The following is a 21,765-nucleotide window of genomic DNA, read 5'->3' as shown; positions in this document are numbered from 1 at the left end:
AATTTTAGTTGACCACTACAGCTCGGTCACCTGTGGTTCGCCGTTAACTTCAGACGCAACAACAGAGAGCGTTATATAGTGCTTGTTCTCTTTCTCAAAAATGTCATTAGTAAAAGACAGCTTCTCAAATACACTAACAACTAAGCCAGTCTCTTCGAGTGTTTCGCGTTTAGCACACTCTTGAATGCTCTCTCCCCATTCAAGATGTCCACCCGGCGTTGCCCAAGTATGAGCCCCGTGAGAACCAATTCGTTCTCCAAGTAGCACTCGCCCTTCACGTAGAATAACCGCAGCTACACCTACTCTTACTTCCTGACTCACTTAAAACTCCTTAACATTCTATCAATCAACCCCAAGGGAGCACTTTTACTTGCTGCCATCGGGCCTTATAACCAGCGGTCATTTTGTTGTAATTCGCTTCTGTCATTGCTCGCTTATTCGGTTTAATCAGCATATCAAAAGCGTCCTCTACGCCGTATGGTGCAAACAACTTTATATCGTCTGAATCATCCAGAGTAAACCCGATAGCAAACGCAGAAAGCCAAGACTCGATACCTTGTTCAACACGACCGTATGGTTGAATGAAGCAACCGAACTTCTTAGCGTAATGCTCATGAATAGTCGCTTGGTTCTTTACGTCCACGTCGACAGAATGACTTAACCGCGAGCGAATGCGATTTTTGAACTCATCTTCAGTGATGAATGAGGCATTATTGAAATAGACTACATCGAAGTCTTTAACTTGCTCTAGAAGTGGTTTGTTTTCTATGTCATTCCAGATCATTTGAGTGATAGCGCCGCCTGCAATATAGAAGTTTGGTAAGCCCAGCTCACGACATACGTTGGCTGTTTCAATTAGCTCAGGAACTTGTTGAATGAGGTTCTTTAGTTTTTGTGTATTCATCGTGACCTATTAACACCGAGTAATGGTGCGTTTTGACAAAACGTATCGCCATTTTCCATATCGAACAAGATCTTTAGTATCTCGATTTCAATATATAGTGACAGCCCGCGCTCAACGGTTAAGCCTTTCCGATTATCCAGTCGAATATTATCAACCAGCGTCGTTATTTGCATCGTTCCCTTTTGATTCATTTACGGCAAGTGCTGTTAAGGTCTGTCTGTCACATACAATGCCGAAATCAGACTAACTTAAACATTAAGCGTACACATTCTTGGCAATACCACATGCCATGATTCACATCTAAGTTGTTTGTGGTTCTGAAACCGCAACACTTTCGTTTAACCTTATGTACATTAAATGTTTGTCGTAGAAATTATTTTTCACACAACCATGTTGTAACGCTTTTTTATAGATTGAAGCCACAAATATATCAGCAACGCTAAAGTCACTGCCTACAGCAAACTCTGATTCACGACAGATTGACGTACTTAACTTTTCTAGGCAGCACATAATCCACTCCCCACGAAGTTCACGCTTTGATCGCTCATCTAACTCTGGACGCATGAACCTTAATATTGTTCTGTTTTGAGGGGAATGAATACTAGAGTTTACGTATTCGCAAACTCTACGAATGTGAGTTTTTTCAACAAGGTCCTTACCCAGTAAGGTGGAATTAGGAAATCGCTCTTCAAGATACTCAATAATCGCCATTGATTCAGAAAACACCGAACCATCGACCGAAAGTGACGGAACATAACCAAAAGGGTTTACATCTAGGTATGTTGTCGTTAGTTCGTCAGAGTTAACCTCGATTCTAGCGTAAGGTATCCGCTTAAAATTAAGCACCCACTCTACCCTTTCGGAGCTGTTCGATCCTTTTGCGCTGTACAACAAAACTTGCATGTATCCTCCCCTAAAACATGACGATGTGTTGCATTGTGAACAACGCAACCGGACTTCCTGCATTGACCGTAAAACCAAACTGGTTTGAACTAAAAATGCCACACATTACGAATCAGATTTGAGTATTTTCAGTTTTTTGTTTCGCAGACGTAATTGCTTGAGCTATTTTGGATCTATGATTCGCTTCCCATTCAGCGAGCGTCAATGAAGCTTCGTCACTTGCTTTCTTTGAGGCCTTTAAGAACACTTCATCTTTTCTTGATTTAGGAATAACGACAATACCCTCTATATCAGCAACAATGATGTCTCCCGTAGAGACCTTTGCTCCCCCGCAAATGATTGGAGCGCCCAATTCAGAATAGACCTCTTTCTTTCCCGGTACTGGATGAACACCTTTCGCAAAAACTGGAAACTTCATATCTGAAATTTCACTCAAATCTCGAATGACACCATCAATAATAAAGCCTTTGATACCTCGACTCTTAGCGACTGCACATACATTACCGCCGGCTACTGCATATTCGCTATCAACTCCATCCACTACAATGATGGAACCTTCTGGTGCTTCGTATATGGCTGAATGAAGCATTAAATTATCACCAGACGTTAACTGGACAGTAAACGCTTCTCCAAAAATTGGCGGCATTCCCTTCCAAAGAGGACCAATACTAAAGTTAATAAAGTGGTCGTTACTTAGTATGTTTCCGTACTCGGTTATCGCAAGTTTTGAAAAATCTGACTTCATATTTGCACTCCATGTTTGAATGAAACCTGCCGGTCTATGTATATTGCTTGATGTGTCGAGGCTACCCGCTTAGTTTCTTAGACATATTGAAACCGGTAACCTCAAAGCCAACTTCTTTATACAACTTAAGCGCCCGCTCATTATGATATGCGACCCTCAGTTTTATTTGATTGATACCAATAGCGAGTAGTTGGGTCTCTAACGCAGAAATTGATTGAGTACCATAACCTAGACCTCGATGTTCATTCGAAACAAAAAAGTCATAGATAAACGTAGATTTATCCCCAATATTTACTGAGTGCCAAAGGTAACCCACAAGCTTACATTCACCATCGACTTCAACATCAATGCACAATAGCGAATGCTCATTACTCTCTAGTCCGTCAGGGAAACTGCGATGCAAGTCCTTCTTTGCCAATTCGACTGCAACGTCTAAAGAATGCCCATAGTTTCTAGCTATTTCCTGACTGTAATCGTCAATAAAATACTGACAATAAGCTGGATATTCGTCTTGGCGCATCTCTCTAAGTACTACCATGTTCATCCTTTATAAACATTGAATTCAATTAGTAACATAATACCCCCGCGTGTCGATTCGCCCCTAAGCTGCTACTGATAACGACACTTTCTTACGCTCTTGCAGCTTAGCTAACCCATCGACTGGACCTTTCTATTCTTGACGAAGGTAACAATCGAAGCTGCCAATACAAGTAGTTCAAAAATCCAAAACAACGGAATAAGCCCAAATGGCTCAACTAACAAACCATTTTCATCTACGTATGAACCGATAGTGTTATAAACAATGAAACACAAAAGGCCACTAGCGCAGAAAAGGAAACTGATTTTATACTTACGGAGAAAATTCATCGGAGCCTCAACATTTTAATACCTAAAATGTCAGACACTTGGTAAGAGAACATGGTTCACTCCGATAAGCATAATTGGATAGACGAGTTATCGCCGCTTGAAGTGGCTGACATCGCGACCACCTCACCTCAACCATGTACCGAAAACACTAAAGTTGATTCGATCTAGAAATGCCAATCGTTTAGCATCATGCTGATATGGATATTAATCACTTGTTATGTGCTTTCTATTGAGGCCTATCTTCTGGGTTAACACGATACCAGGCTTCGAGCAGTTCCCAACCATAGATAACTTCTGTCTGCATATGCATGTAAAGAAGGAATACAGCCAATAGAAAACTAACTCCGTTCAACCACCTTAATGCTTGTTTACGCTCTGCATCATAGAAAAACATACTGACACCAACAAGCAAGAAAGGATAACAACCTATAAGAAGTAACAACCAGCCAAGGTAACTTGATATTGCCATATCTGTCATTTCAGCCCCCTAAGAGCCATTAGAAAACTCATTGTATATTAGAGTAACTATCCAGCTATTAAGAGTTCACACAATCGAGTTTCGAGGCACTTCAATTTGGGGGTTGATGCTGGGATGTTAGGCGTGAGCAACACCTAACCGATACCATTGCACCGCAAACACAAAACTCGACCGAAACTAAAAAATACCGAGCGTTGTGAATTAGTCTTAAGCTAATAAAAACTAAGTGCTACTCTCTACTTTCAAAGTAGGCAAAAACCTCTGCACCAGTCATATTTTGTGTTTCATTTTTAAATTCGTAGTATTCAGGCTTTTCATCGATGAATATTTGATGAGTTAACTTGTAGTCATCCCCAGACATCAATAACCCGACAGGAAGGTGATACTGATTATTTGGCACTAAAAAATAAAACAAGTGAGTACCACATTTACCGCAGAACCCCCTCTCAGCCCAATCGGACGACTTATATCTCACTACATTTGATTCACCTGATAATTTTAACTGAATCAGCGCAATCAATGACTAACATCGGGCCGCCAGACCAATTTCTACACATACTACAATGACAAGCCCCCAATTCATTACTGGCGTACTCTACTTCCAACTCAACCGAGCCACATAGGCACTTTCCTTTACCTTTCATGAATCCTCCAATCTTTGCAATGTGTGTAAAATGAATAGCAGATAACGTTTTTTATACCGATGACTTAATAAGAAAAGGCTATTTTTTGTTTCCCTTATCCGACAGATACGCGGCATACTTTTTAGAGATCCATTTATGAATATGAAGCCCTGTTTTACGAACAAGATACCAATCTATAACAGCTAGAATCACAAGACCGATTACAGTTCCCATTATAAAACCTCCATGCTCATTGAAATGTCACTCTACCAAATAGTTAAGAAAAGCACCGTGAACCCAAACAAGCTATTAACACTAGGTATGGGTAGTTGCTTTAACTCTGGAAGAATGACAAGGCATTACACTAAGCTGCACAAAACCTTGGCATAGACTTTTACAAAGCAAAAATACCAAGTGTGTAGTGTCTGCTTTAGCGTCTTGTTAGCCAAATTTATGCAATCTGCTCAATTCTGCATTTTTGACACAGCGGGTAGTTATTAACTAACTCTGAGATTTGCGATTTCATTTGAGAAAATGAAGTGCCGTATAAATAGAAAGCAGTTTCGGTAGAGCCTTGCCAGTAACTGTAAACTTTGCCATCACCTTGAGTGAGCCGACCAAGTTCACTGTAGACGTGATTTGAGTCGCTGTTCTCATATACTTCGGCGCCTAAATCGGTGCCGTTTAAGTAAATAGCTAACCCTTCTAAAGTACCAAACTCTATTTCGGAATCAGTGGCCTCCACTTTGATTTTTGACCCTTTTGGAACCCCCAAGCTTTCGAGTGACGACTTGACTAGCTCAACAGTTCCATCACTTGAACTGTTAACCTGAATTTCTACATCACAATACTCGACTTCGCCAGATTGGGACTGAAGAGTGCCACCACCAGAAACCTCGCCGATAGAGCTTTTCGAAAGAATTGCATCGAGAGGGTCTTCGTATATTTCACCTCTGTGCATTGGCTGGATACGAGCATTAATAGAGACCACAATAAATTCAGGTTCAATTTCTATCTTGTTTTCCTTTTTCTTGAATAATCCAAACAATGTTCGATCCCCTTGTGTGGCTATCAAACAGAAAAAATTCTGCGCTTAAACACAGAATAATTCTGTTTAGCTTCTAAGATACACTAAAAACATGCAACCAAATCATTACATAACAATGACTTATGTCAAAGCCAATTTAAGGCATGTGGAAAGTCGCCTACTTTAGTTCATCGGGAATACGGCGATCTTTGTGGTAATACTCGCGGTCGTGTTCGTTGATTTCGCGTACCACACGGCATGGATTACCGACTGCGACGACATTGGCTGGGATGTCTTTGGTGACGATGCTTCCTGCGCCTATTACTGAGTTTTCACCAATAGTGACACCGGGAAGTACAACGGTGTGCGCGCCAAGCCAAACGTTATTGCCAATACGAACGGGGACATTGAACTGCGCTGCTTTTAACCTGAGTTCTGGACTGATGGGATGTGTGCCTGCTGCAATAGTCACATTAGGTGCAATCATCACGTTGTCGCCGATGAACACGTCTGTGTCATCCACAAGCGTTAGGTTGAAGTTGGCGTATACATTATTACCGAGGTGCGTGTGACGCCCCCAGTTCGCGTGTAACGGCGGTTCGATGTAGCAGCCCTCACCGACTTCGGCGAACAACTGCTTCATGATCTGTTGCCGCTTATCACTTTCGCTCGGGCGAGTGTGGTTGAAATCGTATAGCACTTCTAAGCATTGAGTTTGCTCAGCAACCAAATCAACGTCGTCACAGTAGTAAACGTCTTGGCTGTGCATTTTAGCCTTTATATCCATGTTTGAACCTATTTGATCATTGCCTTATGTCGGCATAAATAAAGAAACAGATGGATAATTTGAAGTTTTCACTGGCCTTAATGCAAGTTAGATGAGCTAACGCGACCTGATGTTTTCAGCCACACGCCACAGCACACCACTTGGGTCAGTAATACAAAACTCAAGCATTCCCCAAGGCTGTTCAACAACTTCGGAAACGGTAACTTCAAATTCCGACACTACATTAGAGTTTTGGATGTGTTGATACCAACTTTTTACGTCTTCAACCAGCAAGTGCATCATGTAATTGTGACAGTGCGCAGGTTCATAAAAGTTTTGCAAAAGGAAGGCGCAACTCCCGTGTCGTAGATAGGCGATATCGTGAAATTCAGACGTCAATTCAAAGCCGATTGACTGGTAAAAACGCTTAGATAAATCGAAGTCTTTCGCGGGTACGAAAGACTTAATTTCTGAGACTTTTAGGTTTTCCATCCTACATCCTTATAGTGTTGATGTTCTGGTGCTGACACGCTTAACGCTTCTAGTGGTTAAACGATTACTCAGAACCCAGCTGAAATGAGTCAACTTCGGCTTTAGTTAGATAACGCCACTGGCCTGCTTCAACATCTAAACGAACATCACCAATCTGCTCTCGGTGTAGTCCAACAACTCGATTCCCTACCGCAGCAAACATTCGTTTTACTTGATGAAACTTGCCTTCTGTAATGGTCAACAGCACTTCTTTACTGGTAATCACTTCAAGCTCTGCCGGACGCGTCAGTTTTTGCTCGCCTTGCAATTGAATGCCCGCTTTGAACTTGTCAGCGACATCGTCTTTGATATCTCGTGACAATGTCACGCGATAGACCTTCTTACATGACTTGGTTGGCAGCGTGATATTGAATGACCAGCGCCCATCATCGGTAATCAAGACTAAGCCTGTTGTGTCTGCATCTAAGCGCCCTGCGATGTGCAGTTCTGATGCTTTGTCTACCTCGATGTAGTTGAACAGCGAAGGATAAACCTCATCGATATTGGAGCAAATAGTACCCGCTGGCTTGTGCATTAAAAGGTATCGAAATTCTCGCAACTTAAGAAGCGTGCCATTCAACAAGATGATATTGCTTTCATGAACCTGAGTCGATTCGTCTAGCACAACCACGCTATTCACACTCACCTCACCGTTTTGGATTCGCTGAACGGCTTCGAGTTTTGTTAATTCTGTGCTTTTACAAAGATATTTATCAAGGCGCATTAATCGTCTGCACCACATTTAGCACAAGGCTTGTAGGTTCGTTCACCTTGGGCAATCACCACATAATCCCGAACGCAGTTATCACATAGCGCCAACTTTGGATAAGCGTCTTTCTGTTTCTTTGCGTTGATGTCGCCTTCGGTGGTGTATACGGTTCTCATTTTGATGCCTTTGCTTGAATAACGTGAGAGGCGTAAATTGTATCACTGTTTACAGCTTTGATTGGAGTGGTGGTGCATAGATAAATTGATTTTAAGCGCCGCCATTCCATGTTCTCGCCCCGTAACGACTTAACCATGAACAACAAAGTCAACGTGCCACGCCTATCAGTGGTAAAATGATAAAAGCTCACCAACCAATGAAGTCACTAATGAAAAATTGTAATCAATGCGGGAAATGCTGTATCAAATACGGAGATGGTGACCTCGCCGCAACGCAAGAAGAGATTGATTTGTGGGAGTTGTTCAACCCAGACATATTTGAATATGTTCGCGGTAGTGAGATCTGGTTTGATCCTAAATCTGGCGAACGTTTAAGTCGTTGCCCTTTCCTAGAAGTTGTTCCAACGAAAGATAAGACTGCTCAAGCGAAATATACGTGCAGCATTTACTTAGACCGACCTGAAGATTGCCGCCACTATCCGAGCTTAATCAATGAGATGGTAAGAGATGAATGCGAGATGATTGAGGTGGTGGATTTACAAGACACGAAGAAAGCTCAAAGGAAACTCGACCTGTTGATGAAAGACAGCCGCCCTTCAAGCTATTCGTAAGCACTGATCTATAAAGATCCTGACTAAACAGTCGTTCTGTATTAACGAGCCATTATTTACTGATAAGTGGTAAATACTGGTTTGCTTCTAACCAATCAAGCGCAACAAGAGCAGCCAATGAACATACCGCTCTGTCGTTGCCATCCACAAACTTAAGCTCTTCAATTTCGGCATCTGGAGACAGTTTGCCAGTATAATCAGCAAGATAACAAGTCAATTGCACCGATACGCCTTCCGCTTTGCCATCAGCTTGGCCTGTAAACGTTTCAACGTATTTGATTGAATCAGGCACTAAATCTACTGAGATCTCTTCTTTGATTTCGCGAACCAGTGCTTGCTCATCACTTTCGCCAGCTTCACGCTTACCACCCGGTAGGTAGAACAGTTCTTTGCCTTTTGATCTCACCATCAACAACTTGCCGTCTTTGATGAATATCCAAGCCAGCTTATCAATTACCTTATGCATGTCGTTAGACCTTATTTTTGTTTTAATTCTCGTTTTTACTGAATCTGGCCGCGCTACTAGTCACGACTAAACCAAGCCTGCGTATGTTACACGCTGGAATGAATATGCTCTATTGAATCGAATAGGAAATATCATAACCAAAACGAAAAATGACAGCGTTCGAGACAATGCTCATCAACTGTCATTGGCGATGTTTACGAACTACTCTCTAGCTGCCCGCGAATAGTATCAATCGACTAGCCACTGAAGCGCAGAGTCATGGTCTTCGAATGACTTAATCTCACCCGACACAAACCAACTGCCGACTTTTGATGCCATTTCTTGCCAGCTTTTATCGCCGTAAATAGCAATTTTGTCTATCTTCGAATTGAGCTCTAATCCCAATTTGAAATCGTCCCAAGCAGCACGCAACTCCCATCCCGTTAAGGTGGAGATGTCGACCAGCATCTTGATTTTCGATGAATCGAGTTCTTCTAGCGTGGTATTTAGAATTGGTATCATTGCTTGGTAATCATCGTGAGTGAGTTTGCCTTTCGCTTTAAACACAACGATGGTTTCACCACTAACACGTTCAATTCCAACCGATATTCCGTGACGTTCGATACTCATAACCTAGCCCTCATAGTGGAAACTAAACTTAGCTTAGAGGATCAAACAACAAAGAGATGAGAGATTAACGTCAAAACAGACAAGCACTGCATTCAGGCTTAATATCAGAGAGTTAACTTCGCTTTTCCAACAGTTCGCTCAAGCTTTGAACTTGCACGATATCCGGATGCTCTGATTGAAGTTCAGATCCTTCCGAGTTCAACCACACCGCATGCAAGCCTGCTTTAAGCGCTGGATAAATATCTTTATCTAACGAGTCTCCGACCATGGTGATGTCTTGTGGCCTAACACCTAGCCTAGAAATGATGGCGTGGTAAAACCCCAAGTCGTATTTAGAGAAGCCAATGCTCGCCTTACAGAAGTAATCTGAGATGTATTGAGACAGGCCAACACGCGCGAAGGCATGGATGATGTCGTCTTTACTGGAATCACCAGCATTGGTAGCAACATAAACTTGGTGAGTTTTCGATAGTTCAGCCAGTAATTCACGAGCGCCATTCACTTCTTGAACGGTTTCCCAGTCACACATCTTCCCTTGTGCGTCTGGAAAATCGATCATCAGCGTATTGCCCCAGTCGAATAAGACTATCTTTGTAAGCTTGGGCTGAGTTAGTAGTTTTGTAGACGTGAACATCTTGCCTCCTGCATACGGTGAATTATCTAGTGTTTAAGCTAGCCTATAAAAACTTCTCGATAAGGATCTCGTCAAAGTACTGGTCGCCAATCTTACCGTGTTTCTTAGCCGTACCGACGATTTCAAAGTCTTGCTTTAGATAAACCGCTAACGCGCGCTCGTTGTCTGCTCTTACATAGGCGAACAGCTTTTCATAACCTTTGGCTTTTGCTGCTTTGAATGTGTAATCAAATAACTGTTTTGCAACGCCCTGCCCACGGCTATTTGCATCAACATAAGTTCCAATGATACCAACATGATCAAAGGCTTTAGTATAAGTAGCAAAGGGTTCGACATTCTGGAAGCCAAGTAACTGACTCGTAACTTGGTTGACAGCAACACTAAACACACCGCGCTCAGGGAACGACTCAATGAATGCCTTTTCTTCATCAACAGTAAAAGTCTGATCCAAGATGGTATAACGCGCTTCGATAATAATTGGATTCAATACATTAATAATGCATTGTGCATCTTCTACCGCGACTTCTCTGATTGTTAAGTTCATGATTACTAACTTGTTACTTCTTATTGAACACTAAACCTTAAATGCCATGCCTTGAGATTCAAAAAGACACTCACGGTTACTGTATTATTGATAAACCACTTTGAAACGCTCCAACATAAGTAACATGTCTTCACTTGGTGAGATCTTGAGTTCTTCACATTCACGCGAGAAGAAGTTCCAGTGTGCTTTTCTCCACCATTCTAGTGTTTTGTCACCCTCGCCTTCAGCAGCAGCAAACTCTGAAGTAACTTCGTTGTATTTGCACTGTGAGACTGAAGTGATTTCAACAATGCAGACGGGCTTGCCATCCCAATCGGTGACGACTTGCAAGTGACCAACTATAGGTCTCGCCTCGCCTTCATGGGTATACCAATGTTCAAGGCCGCAGGACGCCTGTTTTTCACCTTTAAGAATCAACTGCGCGCAGAGGTTGGCGTTGTACTCGTCGGCGCAGTAATAATCTGCACTAAAGGAGGTGTATTGCGAGGCAACGTCTGCTGGCAATGTGTTGAGGTAGCTATCGAGATAAGCTTTACTTCTTTCTTCCATGATCTTTCCAAATTAAATATAAGATTGAGCCGATAAATACTTATAGATTAAACACCTAACTGCATTGGGAGTAACCTATCAAGTCAGTTTATTGCTGTAAACCGAGTGAATATCAAAATGTGGGCTGAAAAAAAAGAATTTGGGTAGGATTTGGGGCCAATACAAGAAGAGCTAAAAGTGCCTTTAGGCTGTGCTTTTAGCTCTTCGTATCTCATTACTAGTATCTCGCAACTGAGCAGGAAATTAACGGTTTAAGAAGTCGACCGCTTTGTCTGGGAAGTCGGTAAACAAACCATCGACTTTTACTTGATTGTAAAAGACATCCAACATGCCATCAAAGTTATCGGCATAAGCTGGGATTCTTCCTGGGTCGGCACGGAACGTATACGGGTGAACGTCTAAGCCAGCATCTTTTGCTGACTTCATCAATGGCTTAATAATGATGTTATCTTTAGTCGATGCATCGTCCACAAGCATAGGTTTCCATGGGCCAATGCCGTCAGCATAGCTAGCGACTTTTGCCATGCCGCCTTTCTCAAACATCCAGTCATAACTGTACGGCGTCGCTTTCTCACCCTTGTAAGTCATGGTTTCGTTCCAATCAGTGTAAGCCATCAACTGAACGAGCTTAAGATCCATTTCCATCGCAGGCAGGAGTTCATTATTGATTCGTTGAAGCTCATTGGCATCGAAACACTGCAAGTACACCTTGTCATCTTTCGATAGATAACCATATTGCTGCAAGGTCGCAAGCACAGCTTTAGAGATATCTTTGCCTTCATGACGATGGAACCAAGGCGCTTTAATCTCAGGATAAATACCCACGTCATAACCCAGTGTTTTATTAAGACCTTGGATCAATTCAATTTCTTCGGCAAAAGTAGCTACACGAAAATCTGACTGCCACATTGGGAAGCGTGTTGGGAACCCAGCCACTCGATTACCTTGGTCATCTAAGTTGAAGCCTTCGGTTACTTTTAATGATTTGATCTCGGCAAGCGTAAAATCAATCGCGTAGTAGCGGCCATCTGCTCGAGCGCGTTCTGGAAAGCGATCTGCAACATCGGTTACTCGGTCTAGGTAGTGATCATGTAACACCACCAACTGGTCATCTTTGGTCATCACGACATCTTGTTCGATGTAGTCGGGTTTCATTGCGTAAGCGAGTGCTTTAGCGGGTAGTGTATGCTCTGGTAAATAACCAGAAGCACCGCGATGCGCAATCACTAAAGGATCGGCGAACGCATTGGCAGATAAGCTAAGTGCTAGTAAAGTCAGAGACAGTGACGTTGTTTTCATTGTTGTTTCCCTTGATAAAGCAGAAGCAGGATATACCTGCCTCTGTTGTTATTACTATAGTGTGATTTAGTTAATGAACTACTGAGTTAGCGCTTCTTTTTCTCGTTCAAGATCTTTTTGTTTATGATGTTCACGCTCACCTAAGAAGGCGTAAAGCAGACAAATTATTGAAGCAACACAAGCACCGATCAAAATCATGAAACCGCCATCCCAACCGTAATGATCGACCATGAAACCAAGCACCGCATTGGCAGCAACTGCGCCACCTAAGTAACCAAACAAACCCGTTAGACCTGCTGCTGTACCCGCTGCTTTCTTAGGTGCAAGTTCAAGCGCATATAAACCGATGAGCATTACTGGCCCATAGATAAGGAAACCAATCGCGATAAGTGCCAGCATATCAACCGTTGGGTTACCCGCTGGGTTCAACCAGTACACCAACACTGCAACCGTTACGAGAACCATAAACAGAATCCCTGCTGGAGCGCGTCGACCTTTGAACAACTTATCTGAAATCCAACCACACAATAACGTGCCCGGAATACCAGCCCACTCATACAAGAAGTAAGCCCAAGATGATTTATCTACAGAGAAGTCTTTCGCTTCTTTTAAGTAAACAGGAGCCCAATCGAGTACGCCATAACGGATAAGGTAAACAAATGCATTAGCAATTGCGATTGACCACAACAACTTATTGGAGAAAACGTACTTAAAGAAGATCTCTTTAGCAGTCATTTCTTTTTCATGAGACGTATCGTAGTCGTCTGGGTAATCGTCTTTATGCTCTTCAATCGGTGGTAGGCCACAAGATTGAGGCGTGTCTCTTACTGTAAACCAAACGAAAACAGCAACGAGAGTGGCAAAAAATGCAGGAACATAAAAAGCGGTTCGCCAATCATCGTTAAAAGCCCATAGCCCCAATAAGAACATTGGGCCAATCAAGCCGCCGCCAACATTGTGAGCAACGTTCCATACCGATACAATCTCGCCGCGCTCTTTGCGTGACCACCAGTGAACCATGGTTCGTCCACAAGCTGGCCAGCCCATACCTTGGAACCAACCATTCAAGAACAGCAGGATAAACATTGCAGTGATGCTGCCAGTTGCCCATGGCATAAAGCCGAAGCAAAACATCACCAGTGCAGACATTAACAAGCCACCGCTGAGGAAATAACGCGGATTTGAGCGATCAGAAACGCTTCCCATTAAAAACTTAGATAAACCGTAAGCGATGGATACTGCGGCTAAAGCAACCCCTAGCTCTCCTCGACTGTAACCTTGTTCAATCAGGTATGGCATCGCCAAACTGAAGTTTTTGCGGACTAGGTAGTAGCCTGCATAGCCAACAAAGATGCCGAGAAAAAGCTGCCATCGTAATCGTGTGTAGGTGCTATCAATCTTATCGGTAGACAAGCGATCGATATGCGCCATAGGTTTGAATATTCCAAACATAGGAACCTCATGTATATTGGGCGATAGAAATAAAAATGCTCGAACGAAAAAATATTGCGCTCATTCGAAAGCAGGAGAATTGTATGTGCTTCAGGATTATTTTCTGTGATAGAGATAGCCATTAACAATAAATAACCTTAAATACAGCACTTTAGTTTCATTTAGTGAGACTGCGCTTCATATTCTTATTTTTTACTGTTTAATTTAACAGCAATAATTCCGAATATAAATCAACCAGGAACGAGCGAGCGAACACAAATCAACCAACAACCGCATTACTCCTACATATGCATATTGGACGTCGACATTTTTGATGAGCTTTATGGAGTTATGGAGTTATGGAGTTATGGAGTTATGGAGTTATGGAGGTGATTTTGGCTGTTGTTTAGATAAGTTCGCCAACATCAATGCAAACAAAAAGGGCCTAGATTTCTCTAGACCCTTTTAGGGAATAACTCTTAGTGACTTTGTATTGGCTAATTAAACCAAACATTAGCTAACTACACGAAGCATTAGCTAGTCACACAAAGCGATTATTCTTCGATGTAAAAAGCTTCTACAGAGCCTTTTAGAGTAATAAGCATAGGCTGACCACGACGGTCTAGCGCTTTAGGTGAAGGGATCTTAACCCAACCTTCGCTGATGCAGTATTCTTCAACATCAGTACGTTCTTTACCATTTAGACGAATGCCGATTGGGTATTCGAAACACTCAGCCACGTGGTGTGGGCTGCGTGGGTTACCTGCAAGATGATCTGGTAAAGCTGGTCTTGAATTAGTATCGCTCATGTTCATTACCTGTATGTACGTAAATAAAAAAAGTGCGTCATTCTAGTCAATATAGGCTTTGTGCTCAACAACTGCTGCAATAAATCGTATTGATCGTTTTAATCAGCGTCTAGTTGTTTGATTTAAAGGCGATATAGGCATGAGTTTTAACGAAAGTTGAACAAAGTTATGTGTTGTGGGTAAAGGGAGATGATGAACTTAATAAAAGCACCCAGCCCGTTGGACTGAGTGCTCATAAACTAGTAATTACTGATTATAAAGTTACGTTACCAGTCATAAGTTACGCTCGCAATCACGTTACGACGGTCACCGTAGAAGCAATAGAAGTCACACGTAGCCACGTACTCTTTGTCTGCTAAGTTCTTCTGCAACTTGGAACTTGTAATCTTCGATTCGGTAACTCAATGTTGCGTCAAACAATGTGTATGAAGGAGCAACGTTAGTTTCGGTGTTGATTCAAGATCTTGTCGCTAAGAAGTTTAAGCATTTATGAAAAGGTGCTCATAAATCGAAAGATGAGGAAGGCAGAGAGTTTCGTGGCTGTTAGGCTGTTTCCGAATATTCAGCCTAAAACGTAACGCTCATGACGTGATGGTTGGGTTCGGTTTCAATCTCGACGATTGACCAACCAAGAGAAAGGTACAAAGGCGCAATATTGGTGTAGGCGTACAACTTAGACGTTGAATTTTTCGAGGGTTGGGATTGATAATAATCTGGCATTTGTTCAACAGCTCGTTTAATCAACTCACTCGCAATACCTTGGCCGCGCCATTGAGGTTCAACAAACACAGCGTTGATCCATACCACATCCCGAACTTGATGAGGTTCCTGAAAATGGGAATATGCCAAGCCACCAATGACCACATTATCACGAAGCACTACTATTACTGGAGGGAGTTGTACGCAGTCTTTATAGGTATCTTTAAACTTGAAATCCGACCATTCACTTTGAAACAAGCGCTCTAATTCACTCCAATATGGCGAACTTTCATCGCAATTTCTAAAGATTACTTTCTGCATGTCTTTCCATCCTTTGAAGGGCCAATACGGCCATCCTAGCCTTGGTTTATATCAGTGTAGGTAAAGTTACTCTTCTTCGTCGTAATCGTCTGCAGGGTCTTGATTGATCTCTTCGCCACAACCCAAGCACTCCGCTTGCAAATCGGTTGGCATGACAATAATTAAACCACAATGTGGGCATAAATCGCCTTGTTGTAACATCCTGTTATTCCTTCTACTTCACAGCTACTCTTCTATTTCACAGCTATTGCTTAGGGTACTTTTGCTTGCTCGCTTCTAACCAGTCATGAATCACTTGGCGAGCGGACTCCGATGGCGGTGCATTTCGTTTTCCGCAGATTTGGTCAATCTCAAACGGAAACACCTTACTTGGAACACGACGTAAACCGATGGTTAAACGCTGAGGTTTAAACATCCGAAACACCACGTAGCGATCACTCATGATTCGATTGTGATAAACGCCAATGCAATGTTTTTGTTCCACACCCTCTTATTCAAGGTCGTAGTAATCGGTAAGCGGGTGGATGTCGTCGTTACCCAACAAAGGAACTGGATAAGGGATATCCATGTCCACAGGGCGATTTCCCTCTAACCTTCTCAGTTGGCGCTGTTCAGTCCATCTATCATGCAGTTGCTCAAACATAGCAAAGGAATTTTGACTCGTGATGGCGCGCAATGGATCGTCCATCTCCAAATCCTGCCCCAATAGTATTACATCTTGGAACATCGCCATTTTCGATGGAGCATTGAGTCTACCCTCTTCCACCATTGCGATACCCAATCGACTGCCTGTTAGAAATGGATGAACTTGGTCCAAACGCAGCGCCGTGTAGCCTACTTTAGAGTAATGTTTGAATTTGAGCACACGTCTTTGCAGTGGTTCGAGAATACGAACAATGTGGTCAAGTTCATCCCCGACGTTATAGTGCAGTTCTAACTTATCGATAAATTTGAGCGTCGCTTTACTGCTGTCTAAGCCTAATTTAGCTAAGATTCTCTTTTGCCCTAGGCGACTCAGTTCCAATGCTTTCTTGTTGTCGACGCTGTATTTCATACAGATTAATGCCAAGATAACAGGTCTTAACTCAAGCAGTTGAGCTGCTTCATAAGTGTTCGCAGCTAACCACAGCATCTGGTATTGATACTCTGGGAAGTCATCGGTGATCTCACGATAACGAGCAGGTAACGAATCTAACCAACGACCATTTACATCAAATTGTTCAACAAGATTGAGGCTTAAACCAATACCACCGTCGAGCGGACGTCGACCATCTTCAAACACATGAAAGCCCACGAGCTTTTGCGACCAATCGCAGATCTCAATATCGTAGTCAAAGCCTAGTGTTCGAGTCGGGATGGTGAGTAATACTGTCATTGATGCCTCTTGGTTATTGGCGAGTTGGACTGTCGAGCTGATCTAATAAAAAAGCATAAAGCATCGAACTCATTTCACTATAACAACCTTTTGTAAATTTCTTATCAATCAAAGCGATATAAATACGATAGTGCTTAGAAGAACATTGAATGATGATTTTGCGCAATATGAGATCTCTTCGATATCATTTGCACCAACAAAAACTATGCTTGTTACATAACTCACAACAATAGGCTTAAATTATGGAATACCGACATATTCTGGTCGCAGTTGAAATGTCCGACGACACCAAGATTCTTATCGATCGAGCGACTTTCTTCGCAGACAAGCTGGAAGCTGGCATCTCGTTTGTTTATATCGACGGTACACATGGAGAGATTTACCCAGAACTCGTTGATATTCAGGGAAATGAAGGCGATCTACCGATCAATGAAGATGCCGTTAAGCATTTGAAAGAGTTTGAGGCCTACGCCAAACACCCAATTAAGCATATCTTCGTGGGTACTGGTGATTTGAATGACAAGCTCAAAGACACCGTGAAAATACATAACATTGACCTAATGCTCTGTGGTCATCATCATGATTTTTGGCATAAGATCGTCTCGCACTCGAAGCAATTGATAGATTCTTCTCCTGTCGACATACTCGTCGTTCCTATGGACTAACTGCTTCTATGGCCTGTCTGCTCCTAAAGACTGTCGCTCTCAAAGACTGGCAATCTTGAAGACAGCCTCTCTTTAAGAACAGCTGTCCTGGCTTATAGAGCCAGACTTGATTAGCCAACCTCTATCGCTATTATTGGTTGGCTTACATCCCCACTATTCAATCTTCGTTACCCCAGTTCACCCTTTACCCATTTGACGTAATCATTTGTGATCTTGCTAGCCCATCCGATCGTAACTGTCTAATAACTAACAAATCACGAGTGCAAGCAATGAAAGAGATTGGTTTCTATCTTTTTACAAACGACTTAAGAATCAACGACAACACGCTACTTTTTCAAGCGAGTCAAATCGTTGATGAGCTTGTTTGTTTAGTCGTCGAGCCAACGCTTTCCAAATTTTCGGCTGAACTTGCACAAGAACAACAGCTCGGAGCTCATAGAAACGCGTTCATTACTCAATCGATAGCCAATTTAGAATCGGATTTAATGAAGCTTGGACAGCAACTTATCGTGGTCCGCAATAACCATTTAGAACCAGACACTGCAGCGCAAACACTCAGCCAAATCATCACGGAACAACACGTCACCCACTTTTTTGCTAACGCACATTGCGGTTACGACGAACGACAATTGATTCGCGCTATTCAAAGACAGTCCCCTAACTTAAAGATGTGTTTGCCAAATCATTCCACCTTATTTGACCAAGATGAACTGCCGTTTGAATTATCAAAGATCCCGAGCTCTTTTACTAAATTTAGAAAGCTAATCGAACACTTGAACGTTAATCGTAGTGAGACGGTTGTTTCACGTCTACCATCAGCACCGACATCACTAATCTCACTGATATCACTAATGCCTCTAAAACCACAAATATCATTAATAAGCTCACCAAGTGCAGAAAGAGAAGTAACAAACGATTATTCGGGTGGAGAAAACGCAGGACTGGCGCATTTAGATAACTACTTTTCACGTGACTATGCCCTTACCTACAAGCAGACACGAAACGCGTTTGACGGCATCGAAAAGTCGACCAAGTTCTCACCTTGGTTAGCGCTAGGCTGTGTTTCACCCAAGACAATTTACCGATATCTAAAGCAATTTGAAGCCGAACATGGCAGCAACGACTCAACCTACTGGATCTACTTTGAACTGTTATGGCGCGAATATTTCTATTGGAAGTGTTTATCTCTGGGCTCGTCGTTGTTCGGTGGAACCACAAACCATGAACTCAACTCTTCATACTCTTCAAGCTCTTCAAGCTCTTCAAGCTCTTCAGCGGCGTCGAACATGAATTTCACCAAATGGAAAGATGGCAATACCAACTTTCCGATTGTCGATGCATGCATGCGTCAGCTTAATGCAACCGGATACGTGTCGAATCGCGGCAGACAATTGGTCGCGAGCTGTTTGATCTTTGAGTTGGGTGTCGATTGGCGACACGGAGCCGCCTACTTCGAGAGCCAACTTGTCGACTATGATGTGGCATCAAACTGGGGGAATTGGGCGTATATCGCTGGAGCCCTCAATCAACCAGCCCACACAGATCAAGTCACAAACCAATCACATTCACATTCACATTCACAACCTAAATCACACCGCTTTGACTTGATGAAGCAAACTGAAATGTACGACCCTGAGCATGTATTCATCAACAAATGGAGCGTCACCAATCAAGACCCTGTATCAACTCTCACTCAGGACACATTATGAACTTTAAAACAGTACGACTTGTATTAGGTGACCAGTTAAACATCGAGCATTCATGGTTTCAACAGATTAACGATGACGTTATCTATATCATCGCAGAGCTCAAACAAGAAACCGATTACGTTGCATCTCACATCCAGAAAGTGGCGGCGTTTTTTTCTGCGATGGGTTACTTCGCTGAAGAATTGAAACAACAAGGCCATCAGATGCTCCACCTCACTCTCGATGACACGACTCAATTTGAAAACCTCGATGCTCTTTTAAAGCATTATGTACATGAGTTCGGCGCCGAGAAGTTTGAATATCAAAGGCCAGATGAATACCGTCTGTTAGAGCAGCTGAACAAACTCAAACTCACTAATGCGACTAAAGGTTGTTGTGATACGGAACACTTTCTCTTTCCATTCGAAGAGATAGAACAACAGTTTCCGAAAGGCAAACACATCATGATGGAACACTTTTATCGTCGCATGAGAAAACGTTTCAACATTCTTTTGGAAGAAGATAAACCAGTCGGTGGTAAGTGGAATTACGACGCGAACAATAGAAAGAGACTCAAGAAACAAGACATCGAAAACCTACCTCAGCCTCTAATGTTTACCAACGACATATCGGACATTTTAAACCGTATCGAACGTCACCAAGTCCAAACCATAGGCAAAGTTAGCGACCAATTGTTATGGCCAGTAAATCGTGCACAGAGTCTGTCGCTTTTGGCCCACTTCTGCCAGGTTTGTTTGCCGTTATTTGGACAGTTTCAAGATGCGATGACCACAGAGCACGATTCGAAATGGAGCTTGTACCACTGTCGCCTCTCCTTTTCATTAAACAGTAAACTACTGAGCCCTCGTGAAGTCATTGATGCTGCACTCTCGGCTTATCAAGCATCTAGCTCTAAAGATAAGCCAAGCATCGATATATCACAGGTCGAAGGATTCGTGCGTCAGATACTTGGTTGGCGCGAGTATATTCGCGGTGTCTATTGGGCGAATATGCCTGCTTACGCCAACAAAAACCATTATTCAGCAGATCGCCAATTACCCCAATATTTCTGGGATGGCAAAACCAAGATGAACTGCATGAAGCATGCGATTGACCAATCTCTTGAGTTTGCATACGCACACCACATCCAAAGGCTAATGATCACCGGTAACTTCTGTTTAATAACAGGAATAGACCCTGACCAAGTCGACAATTGGTACCTTGGTATTTATGTTGATGCGATTGAGTGGGTCGAAATGCCGAATACGCGAGGTATGGCACTTTTTGCTGATGGCGGGATCGTCGGAACCAAACCATACTCTGCCAGCGGTTCTTACATTAATCGCATGAGTGATTACTGCAAAGGCTGTCATTACCAAATTAAAGAGCGCAGTGGCGAGAGTTCTTGTCCATTCAACAGCTTGTACTGGCGCTTCATGAATAAACATCGCGAGGCCTTAAATCGCAACCCTCGAATGGGAATGCTTTATCGCTCTTGGGACAACATGGACGAGCAAGACCAACAAGCGATACTCGATACCGCTGAACAACGAATGACAAACTTGGAGAATTTATAATGGTTGAGCAACTCAGATTACACATATTGGTTGTTGGTGGAAGTGGCGGTATCGGTTTCGCTGTGATTAAACATCTATTATCTGAGCTATCTCGGTTTGATTTTCTTGATGTGCATGTAGACGCGACTTACCACTCTCAGCTGCCTGACTTAGAGAATAGACGCTTGAACTGGCACAAAGTCGACGCCACCAACGAAGCTGAAATTGAGCAGCTCAGCACGCAGTTTAAAAACTTGGACTGGTTGATAAACTGTGTAGGGATGCTTCACACACCCGACGTTGGCCCTGAGAAAAACTTGTCTTCTATCGACCCTGATTTTTTCCTGAAAAACATCTCAGTAAATACCCTACCCAGCTTGTTGTTAGCGAAGCATTTCACTCCGGTTCTGAAATCCAGCGACAACCCGAAGTTTGCTGTAGTGTCAGCTAAAGTTGGCAGTATTTCAGACAACAGATTAGGTGGTTGGTATAGTTATCGCTCATCGAAAGCAGCACTGAACATGTTCATCAAAACCATGTCGATTGAATGGCAACGAACACTGAAAAAAGGCACTGTGTTAGCACTACATCCCGGCACAACAGACACAGCTCTATCGAAACCTTTTCAGACTAATGTCCCAGATGGAAAGTTGTTTGAGTCTAGTTATGTCGCCCATCAATTGGTCGACATCATTCGGACCACCACACCAGAAAACAGTGGCAAATTTTACGCTTATGATGGTGAGCAATTGACTTGGTAGTAAGAAAGCCAAGAGTATT

At 42.7% G+C, this 21,765-nt stretch carries 26 protein-coding genes and 5 pseudogenes; 5 read left to right on the top strand and 26 right to left on the bottom strand.

Translation table 11 applies throughout. The features are described from left to right. Positions 1 to 21: 21 nt before the first annotated feature. The 14 genes and pseudogenes from BCU75_RS16015 to BCU75_RS24455 all read right to left on the bottom strand — a co-directional run. A pseudogene (locus tag BCU75_RS16015) lies at positions 22 to 321 on the bottom strand (nucleotide triphosphate diphosphatase NUDT15); the annotation flags it as partial. 25 nt (positions 322 to 346) lie between these two features. Then, on the bottom strand, positions 347 to 904 hold the full coding sequence (locus BCU75_RS16010; protein ID WP_102474445.1) for a nucleotidyltransferase family protein: 558 nt from the start codon (positions 902 to 904) through the stop codon (positions 347 to 349). Between the two features lie 8 nt (positions 905 to 912). After that, a pseudogene (locus tag BCU75_RS24590) lies at positions 913 to 1,077 on the bottom strand (MBL fold metallo-hydrolase); the annotation flags it as partial. Between the two features lie 127 nt (positions 1,078 to 1,204). After that, the gene (locus BCU75_RS16000) at positions 1,205 to 1,807 is read right to left on the bottom strand and encodes a glutathione S-transferase family protein (RefSeq protein WP_102474444.1); all 603 of its coding nucleotides are present in this window, start codon (positions 1,805 to 1,807) and stop codon (positions 1,205 to 1,207) included. A gap of 112 nt (positions 1,808 to 1,919) precedes the next feature. Then, positions 1,920 to 2,552, bottom strand: a complete 633-nt coding sequence (locus BCU75_RS15995; RefSeq protein ID WP_102474443.1) for an RraA family protein — start codon at positions 2,550 to 2,552, stop codon at positions 1,920 to 1,922. Positions 2,553 to 2,613: 61 nt separating this feature from the next. Continuing rightward, complete coding sequence (locus tag BCU75_RS15990; RefSeq protein ID WP_102474442.1) at positions 2,614 to 3,090, bottom strand: GNAT family N-acetyltransferase; 477 nt, start codon at positions 3,088 to 3,090, stop codon at positions 2,614 to 2,616. A 110-nt stretch (positions 3,091 to 3,200) separates the two neighbouring features. After that, a complete protein-coding gene (locus BCU75_RS15985) occupies positions 3,201 to 3,419 on the bottom strand; it encodes a DUF3955 domain-containing protein (RefSeq protein ID WP_102474441.1) in 219 nt (72 codons plus the stop codon). Positions 3,420 to 3,645: 226 nt separating this feature from the next. Beyond that, positions 3,646 to 3,897 carry a hypothetical protein gene (locus tag BCU75_RS15980; RefSeq protein WP_102474440.1) on the bottom strand — a complete coding sequence of 84 codons (252 nt, stop codon included), beginning with the start codon at positions 3,895 to 3,897 and terminating at the stop codon, positions 3,646 to 3,648. Between the two features lie 229 nt (positions 3,898 to 4,126). Then, a pseudogene (locus BCU75_RS15975) lies at positions 4,127 to 4,541 on the bottom strand (GFA family protein). A gap of 430 nt (positions 4,542 to 4,971) precedes the next feature. Beyond that, the gene (locus BCU75_RS15965; protein WP_102474438.1) at positions 4,972 to 5,568 is read right to left on the bottom strand and encodes a hypothetical protein; all 597 of its coding nucleotides are present in this window, start codon (positions 5,566 to 5,568) and stop codon (positions 4,972 to 4,974) included. Positions 5,569 to 5,725: 157 nt separating this feature from the next. Next, on the bottom strand, positions 5,726 to 6,334 hold the full coding sequence (locus BCU75_RS15960) for a sugar O-acetyltransferase (protein WP_102474437.1): 609 nt from the start codon (positions 6,332 to 6,334) through the stop codon (positions 5,726 to 5,728). 96 nt (positions 6,335 to 6,430) lie between these two features. Then, positions 6,431 to 6,805, bottom strand: a complete 375-nt coding sequence (locus tag BCU75_RS15955) for a VOC family protein (RefSeq protein ID WP_102474436.1) — start codon at positions 6,803 to 6,805, stop codon at positions 6,431 to 6,433. Positions 6,806 to 6,869: 64 nt separating this feature from the next. Next, positions 6,870 to 7,568 (bottom strand): pseudouridine synthase, encoded by a 699-nt coding sequence (locus BCU75_RS15950; protein ID WP_102474435.1) that lies wholly within the window; start codon positions 7,566 to 7,568, stop codon positions 6,870 to 6,872. Next, on the bottom strand, positions 7,568 to 7,729 hold the full coding sequence (locus tag BCU75_RS24455; protein WP_012604036.1) for a hypothetical protein: 162 nt from the start codon (positions 7,727 to 7,729) through the stop codon (positions 7,568 to 7,570). The genes BCU75_RS15950 and BCU75_RS24455 overlap by 1 nt, the downstream gene beginning before the upstream one ends. A 209-nt stretch (positions 7,730 to 7,938) precedes the next feature. Here BCU75_RS24455 and BCU75_RS15945 point away from each other — a divergent pair, with 209 nt between their 5' ends. Next, entirely contained in the window at positions 7,939 to 8,340 is a 402-nt protein-coding gene (locus BCU75_RS15945) for a YkgJ family cysteine cluster protein (protein WP_102474434.1), read from the top strand. 52 nt (positions 8,341 to 8,392) lie between these two features. Here BCU75_RS15945 and BCU75_RS15940 read toward each other — a convergent pair whose 3' ends face one another. From BCU75_RS15940 to BCU75_RS15890, 12 genes and pseudogenes are all read right to left on the bottom strand, one after another. Next, positions 8,393 to 8,806, bottom strand: coding sequence for an NUDIX hydrolase (locus tag BCU75_RS15940; protein ID WP_102474433.1), 414 nt, complete (start codon positions 8,804 to 8,806; stop codon positions 8,393 to 8,395). A 228-nt stretch (positions 8,807 to 9,034) separates the two neighbouring features. After that, positions 9,035 to 9,415: an STAS/SEC14 domain-containing protein gene (locus BCU75_RS15935; RefSeq protein WP_102474432.1), complete on the bottom strand. Its 381-nt coding sequence runs from the start codon at positions 9,413 to 9,415 to the stop codon at positions 9,035 to 9,037. 112 nt (positions 9,416 to 9,527) lie between these two features. Beyond that, entirely contained in the window at positions 9,528 to 10,049 is a 522-nt protein-coding gene (locus BCU75_RS15930; RefSeq protein ID WP_102474431.1) for an HAD family hydrolase, read from the bottom strand. 43 nt (positions 10,050 to 10,092) lie between these two features. Further along, entirely contained in the window at positions 10,093 to 10,593 is a 501-nt protein-coding gene (locus tag BCU75_RS15925; protein ID WP_102465683.1) for a GNAT family N-acetyltransferase, read from the bottom strand. Positions 10,594 to 10,677: 84 nt separating this feature from the next. Beyond that, complete coding sequence (locus BCU75_RS15920) at positions 10,678 to 11,142, bottom strand: ASCH domain-containing protein (RefSeq protein ID WP_102474430.1); 465 nt, start codon at positions 11,140 to 11,142, stop codon at positions 10,678 to 10,680. Positions 11,143 to 11,385: 243 nt separating this feature from the next. Next, positions 11,386 to 12,441, bottom strand: coding sequence for a glycerophosphodiester phosphodiesterase (gene glpQ / locus BCU75_RS15915; RefSeq protein WP_102474429.1), 1,056 nt, complete (start codon positions 12,439 to 12,441; stop codon positions 11,386 to 11,388). A gap of 78 nt (positions 12,442 to 12,519) precedes the next feature. After that, entirely contained in the window at positions 12,520 to 13,893 is a 1,374-nt protein-coding gene (gene glpT, locus BCU75_RS15910) for a glycerol-3-phosphate transporter (RefSeq protein ID WP_102474428.1), read from the bottom strand. 533 nt (positions 13,894 to 14,426) lie between these two features. Beyond that, complete coding sequence (locus BCU75_RS15905; RefSeq protein ID WP_029225066.1) at positions 14,427 to 14,681, bottom strand: DUF3297 family protein; 255 nt, start codon at positions 14,679 to 14,681, stop codon at positions 14,427 to 14,429. A gap of 266 nt (positions 14,682 to 14,947) precedes the next feature. Continuing rightward, positions 14,948 to 15,134 (bottom strand): annotated as a pseudogene (locus tag BCU75_RS15900) (hypothetical protein); the annotation flags it as partial. Positions 15,135 to 15,248: 114 nt separating this feature from the next. Continuing rightward, complete coding sequence (locus BCU75_RS15895; protein WP_102474427.1) at positions 15,249 to 15,701, bottom strand: GNAT family N-acetyltransferase; 453 nt, start codon at positions 15,699 to 15,701, stop codon at positions 15,249 to 15,251. 66 nt (positions 15,702 to 15,767) lie between these two features. After that, on the bottom strand, positions 15,768 to 15,902 hold the full coding sequence (locus BCU75_RS24700) for a hypothetical protein (protein ID WP_277868917.1): 135 nt from the start codon (positions 15,900 to 15,902) through the stop codon (positions 15,768 to 15,770). A 43-nt stretch (positions 15,903 to 15,945) separates the two neighbouring features. After that, positions 15,946 to 17,076: pseudogene (locus tag BCU75_RS15890) on the bottom strand (PcfJ domain-containing protein). Positions 17,077 to 17,318: 242 nt separating this feature from the next. Here BCU75_RS15890 and BCU75_RS15885 point away from each other — a divergent pair. From BCU75_RS15885 to BCU75_RS15870, 4 genes are all read left to right on the top strand, one after another. Further along, a complete protein-coding gene (locus BCU75_RS15885) occupies positions 17,319 to 17,741 on the top strand; it encodes a universal stress protein (protein WP_102464365.1) in 423 nt (140 codons plus the stop codon). 269 nt (positions 17,742 to 18,010) lie between these two features. Continuing rightward, the gene (locus tag BCU75_RS15880) at positions 18,011 to 19,450 is read left to right on the top strand and encodes a DASH family cryptochrome (RefSeq protein WP_102474426.1); all 1,440 of its coding nucleotides are present in this window, start codon (positions 18,011 to 18,013) and stop codon (positions 19,448 to 19,450) included. Further along, entirely contained in the window at positions 19,447 to 21,006 is a 1,560-nt protein-coding gene (locus BCU75_RS15875; protein WP_102474425.1) for a cryptochrome/photolyase family protein, read from the top strand. The genes BCU75_RS15880 and BCU75_RS15875 overlap by 4 nt, the downstream gene beginning before the upstream one ends. Continuing rightward, on the top strand, positions 21,006 to 21,746 hold the full coding sequence (locus tag BCU75_RS15870; protein WP_102474424.1) for an SDR family oxidoreductase: 741 nt from the start codon (positions 21,006 to 21,008) through the stop codon (positions 21,744 to 21,746). The genes BCU75_RS15875 and BCU75_RS15870 overlap by 1 nt, the downstream gene beginning before the upstream one ends. Positions 21,747 to 21,765: the final 19 nt, after the last annotated feature.

Source organism: Vibrio splendidus (assembly GCF_002873455.1).
Lineage (GTDB): Bacteria > Pseudomonadota > Gammaproteobacteria > Enterobacterales > Vibrionaceae > Vibrio > Vibrio splendidus_J.
This window is presented reverse-complemented; position numbering and strand designations above follow the sequence as displayed.

What these genes read in the sequence shown, in the direction of transcription:
- BCU75_RS16010 (WP_102474445.1), bottom strand. Translation starts at nt 904, where the DNA reads ATGAATACACAAAAACTAAAGAACCTCATTCAACAAGTTCCTGAGCTA.
- BCU75_RS16000 (WP_102474444.1), bottom strand. Translation starts at nt 1,807, where the DNA reads ATGCAAGTTTTGTTGTACAGCGCAAAAGGATCGAACAGCTCCGAAAGG.
- BCU75_RS15995 (WP_102474443.1), bottom strand. Translation starts at nt 2,552, where the DNA reads ATGAAGTCAGATTTTTCAAAACTTGCGATAACCGAGTACGGAAACATA.
- BCU75_RS15990 (WP_102474442.1), bottom strand. Translation starts at nt 3,090, where the DNA reads ATGGTAGTACTTAGAGAGATGCGCCAAGACGAATATCCAGCTTATTGT.
- BCU75_RS15985 (WP_102474441.1), bottom strand. Translation starts at nt 3,419, where the DNA reads ATGAATTTTCTCCGTAAGTATAAAATCAGTTTCCTTTTCTGCGCTAGT.
- BCU75_RS15980 (WP_102474440.1), bottom strand. Translation starts at nt 3,897, where the DNA reads ATGACAGATATGGCAATATCAAGTTACCTTGGCTGGTTGTTACTTCTT.
- BCU75_RS15960 (WP_102474437.1), bottom strand. Translation starts at nt 6,334, where the DNA reads ATGGATATAAAGGCTAAAATGCACAGCCAAGACGTTTACTACTGTGAC.
- BCU75_RS15955 (WP_102474436.1), bottom strand. Translation starts at nt 6,805, where the DNA reads ATGGAAAACCTAAAAGTCTCAGAAATTAAGTCTTTCGTACCCGCGAAA.
- BCU75_RS15950 (WP_102474435.1), bottom strand. Translation starts at nt 7,568, where the DNA reads ATGCGCCTTGATAAATATCTTTGTAAAAGCACAGAATTAACAAAACTC.
- BCU75_RS24455 (WP_012604036.1), bottom strand. Translation starts at nt 7,729, where the DNA reads ATGAGAACCGTATACACCACCGAAGGCGACATCAACGCAAAGAAACAG.
- BCU75_RS15945 (WP_102474434.1), top strand. Translation starts at nt 7,939, where the DNA reads ATGAAAAATTGTAATCAATGCGGGAAATGCTGTATCAAATACGGAGAT.
- BCU75_RS15940 (WP_102474433.1), bottom strand. Translation starts at nt 8,806, where the DNA reads ATGCATAAGGTAATTGATAAGCTGGCTTGGATATTCATCAAAGACGGC.
- BCU75_RS15935 (WP_102474432.1), bottom strand. Translation starts at nt 9,415, where the DNA reads ATGAGTATCGAACGTCACGGAATATCGGTTGGAATTGAACGTGTTAGT.
- BCU75_RS15930 (WP_102474431.1), bottom strand. Translation starts at nt 10,049, where the DNA reads ATGTTCACGTCTACAAAACTACTAACTCAGCCCAAGCTTACAAAGATA.
- BCU75_RS15925 (WP_102465683.1), bottom strand. Translation starts at nt 10,593, where the DNA reads ATGAACTTAACAATCAGAGAAGTCGCGGTAGAAGATGCACAATGCATT.
- BCU75_RS15920 (WP_102474430.1), bottom strand. Translation starts at nt 11,142, where the DNA reads ATGGAAGAAAGAAGTAAAGCTTATCTCGATAGCTACCTCAACACATTG.
- glpQ (WP_102474429.1), bottom strand. Translation starts at nt 12,441, where the DNA reads ATGAAAACAACGTCACTGTCTCTGACTTTACTAGCACTTAGCTTATCT.
- glpT (WP_102474428.1), bottom strand. Translation starts at nt 13,893, where the DNA reads ATGTTTGGAATATTCAAACCTATGGCGCATATCGATCGCTTGTCTACC.
- BCU75_RS15905 (WP_029225066.1), bottom strand. Translation starts at nt 14,681, where the DNA reads ATGAGCGATACTAATTCAAGACCAGCTTTACCAGATCATCTTGCAGGT.
- BCU75_RS15895 (WP_102474427.1), bottom strand. Translation starts at nt 15,701, where the DNA reads ATGCAGAAAGTAATCTTTAGAAATTGCGATGAAAGTTCGCCATATTGG.
- BCU75_RS24700 (WP_277868917.1), bottom strand. Translation starts at nt 15,902, where the DNA reads ATGTTACAACAAGGCGATTTATGCCCACATTGTGGTTTAATTATTGTC.
- BCU75_RS15885 (WP_102464365.1), top strand. Translation starts at nt 17,319, where the DNA reads ATGGAATACCGACATATTCTGGTCGCAGTTGAAATGTCCGACGACACC.
- BCU75_RS15880 (WP_102474426.1), top strand. Translation starts at nt 18,011, where the DNA reads ATGAAAGAGATTGGTTTCTATCTTTTTACAAACGACTTAAGAATCAAC.
- BCU75_RS15875 (WP_102474425.1), top strand. Translation starts at nt 19,447, where the DNA reads ATGAACTTTAAAACAGTACGACTTGTATTAGGTGACCAGTTAAACATC.
- BCU75_RS15870 (WP_102474424.1), top strand. Translation starts at nt 21,006, where the DNA reads ATGGTTGAGCAACTCAGATTACACATATTGGTTGTTGGTGGAAGTGGC.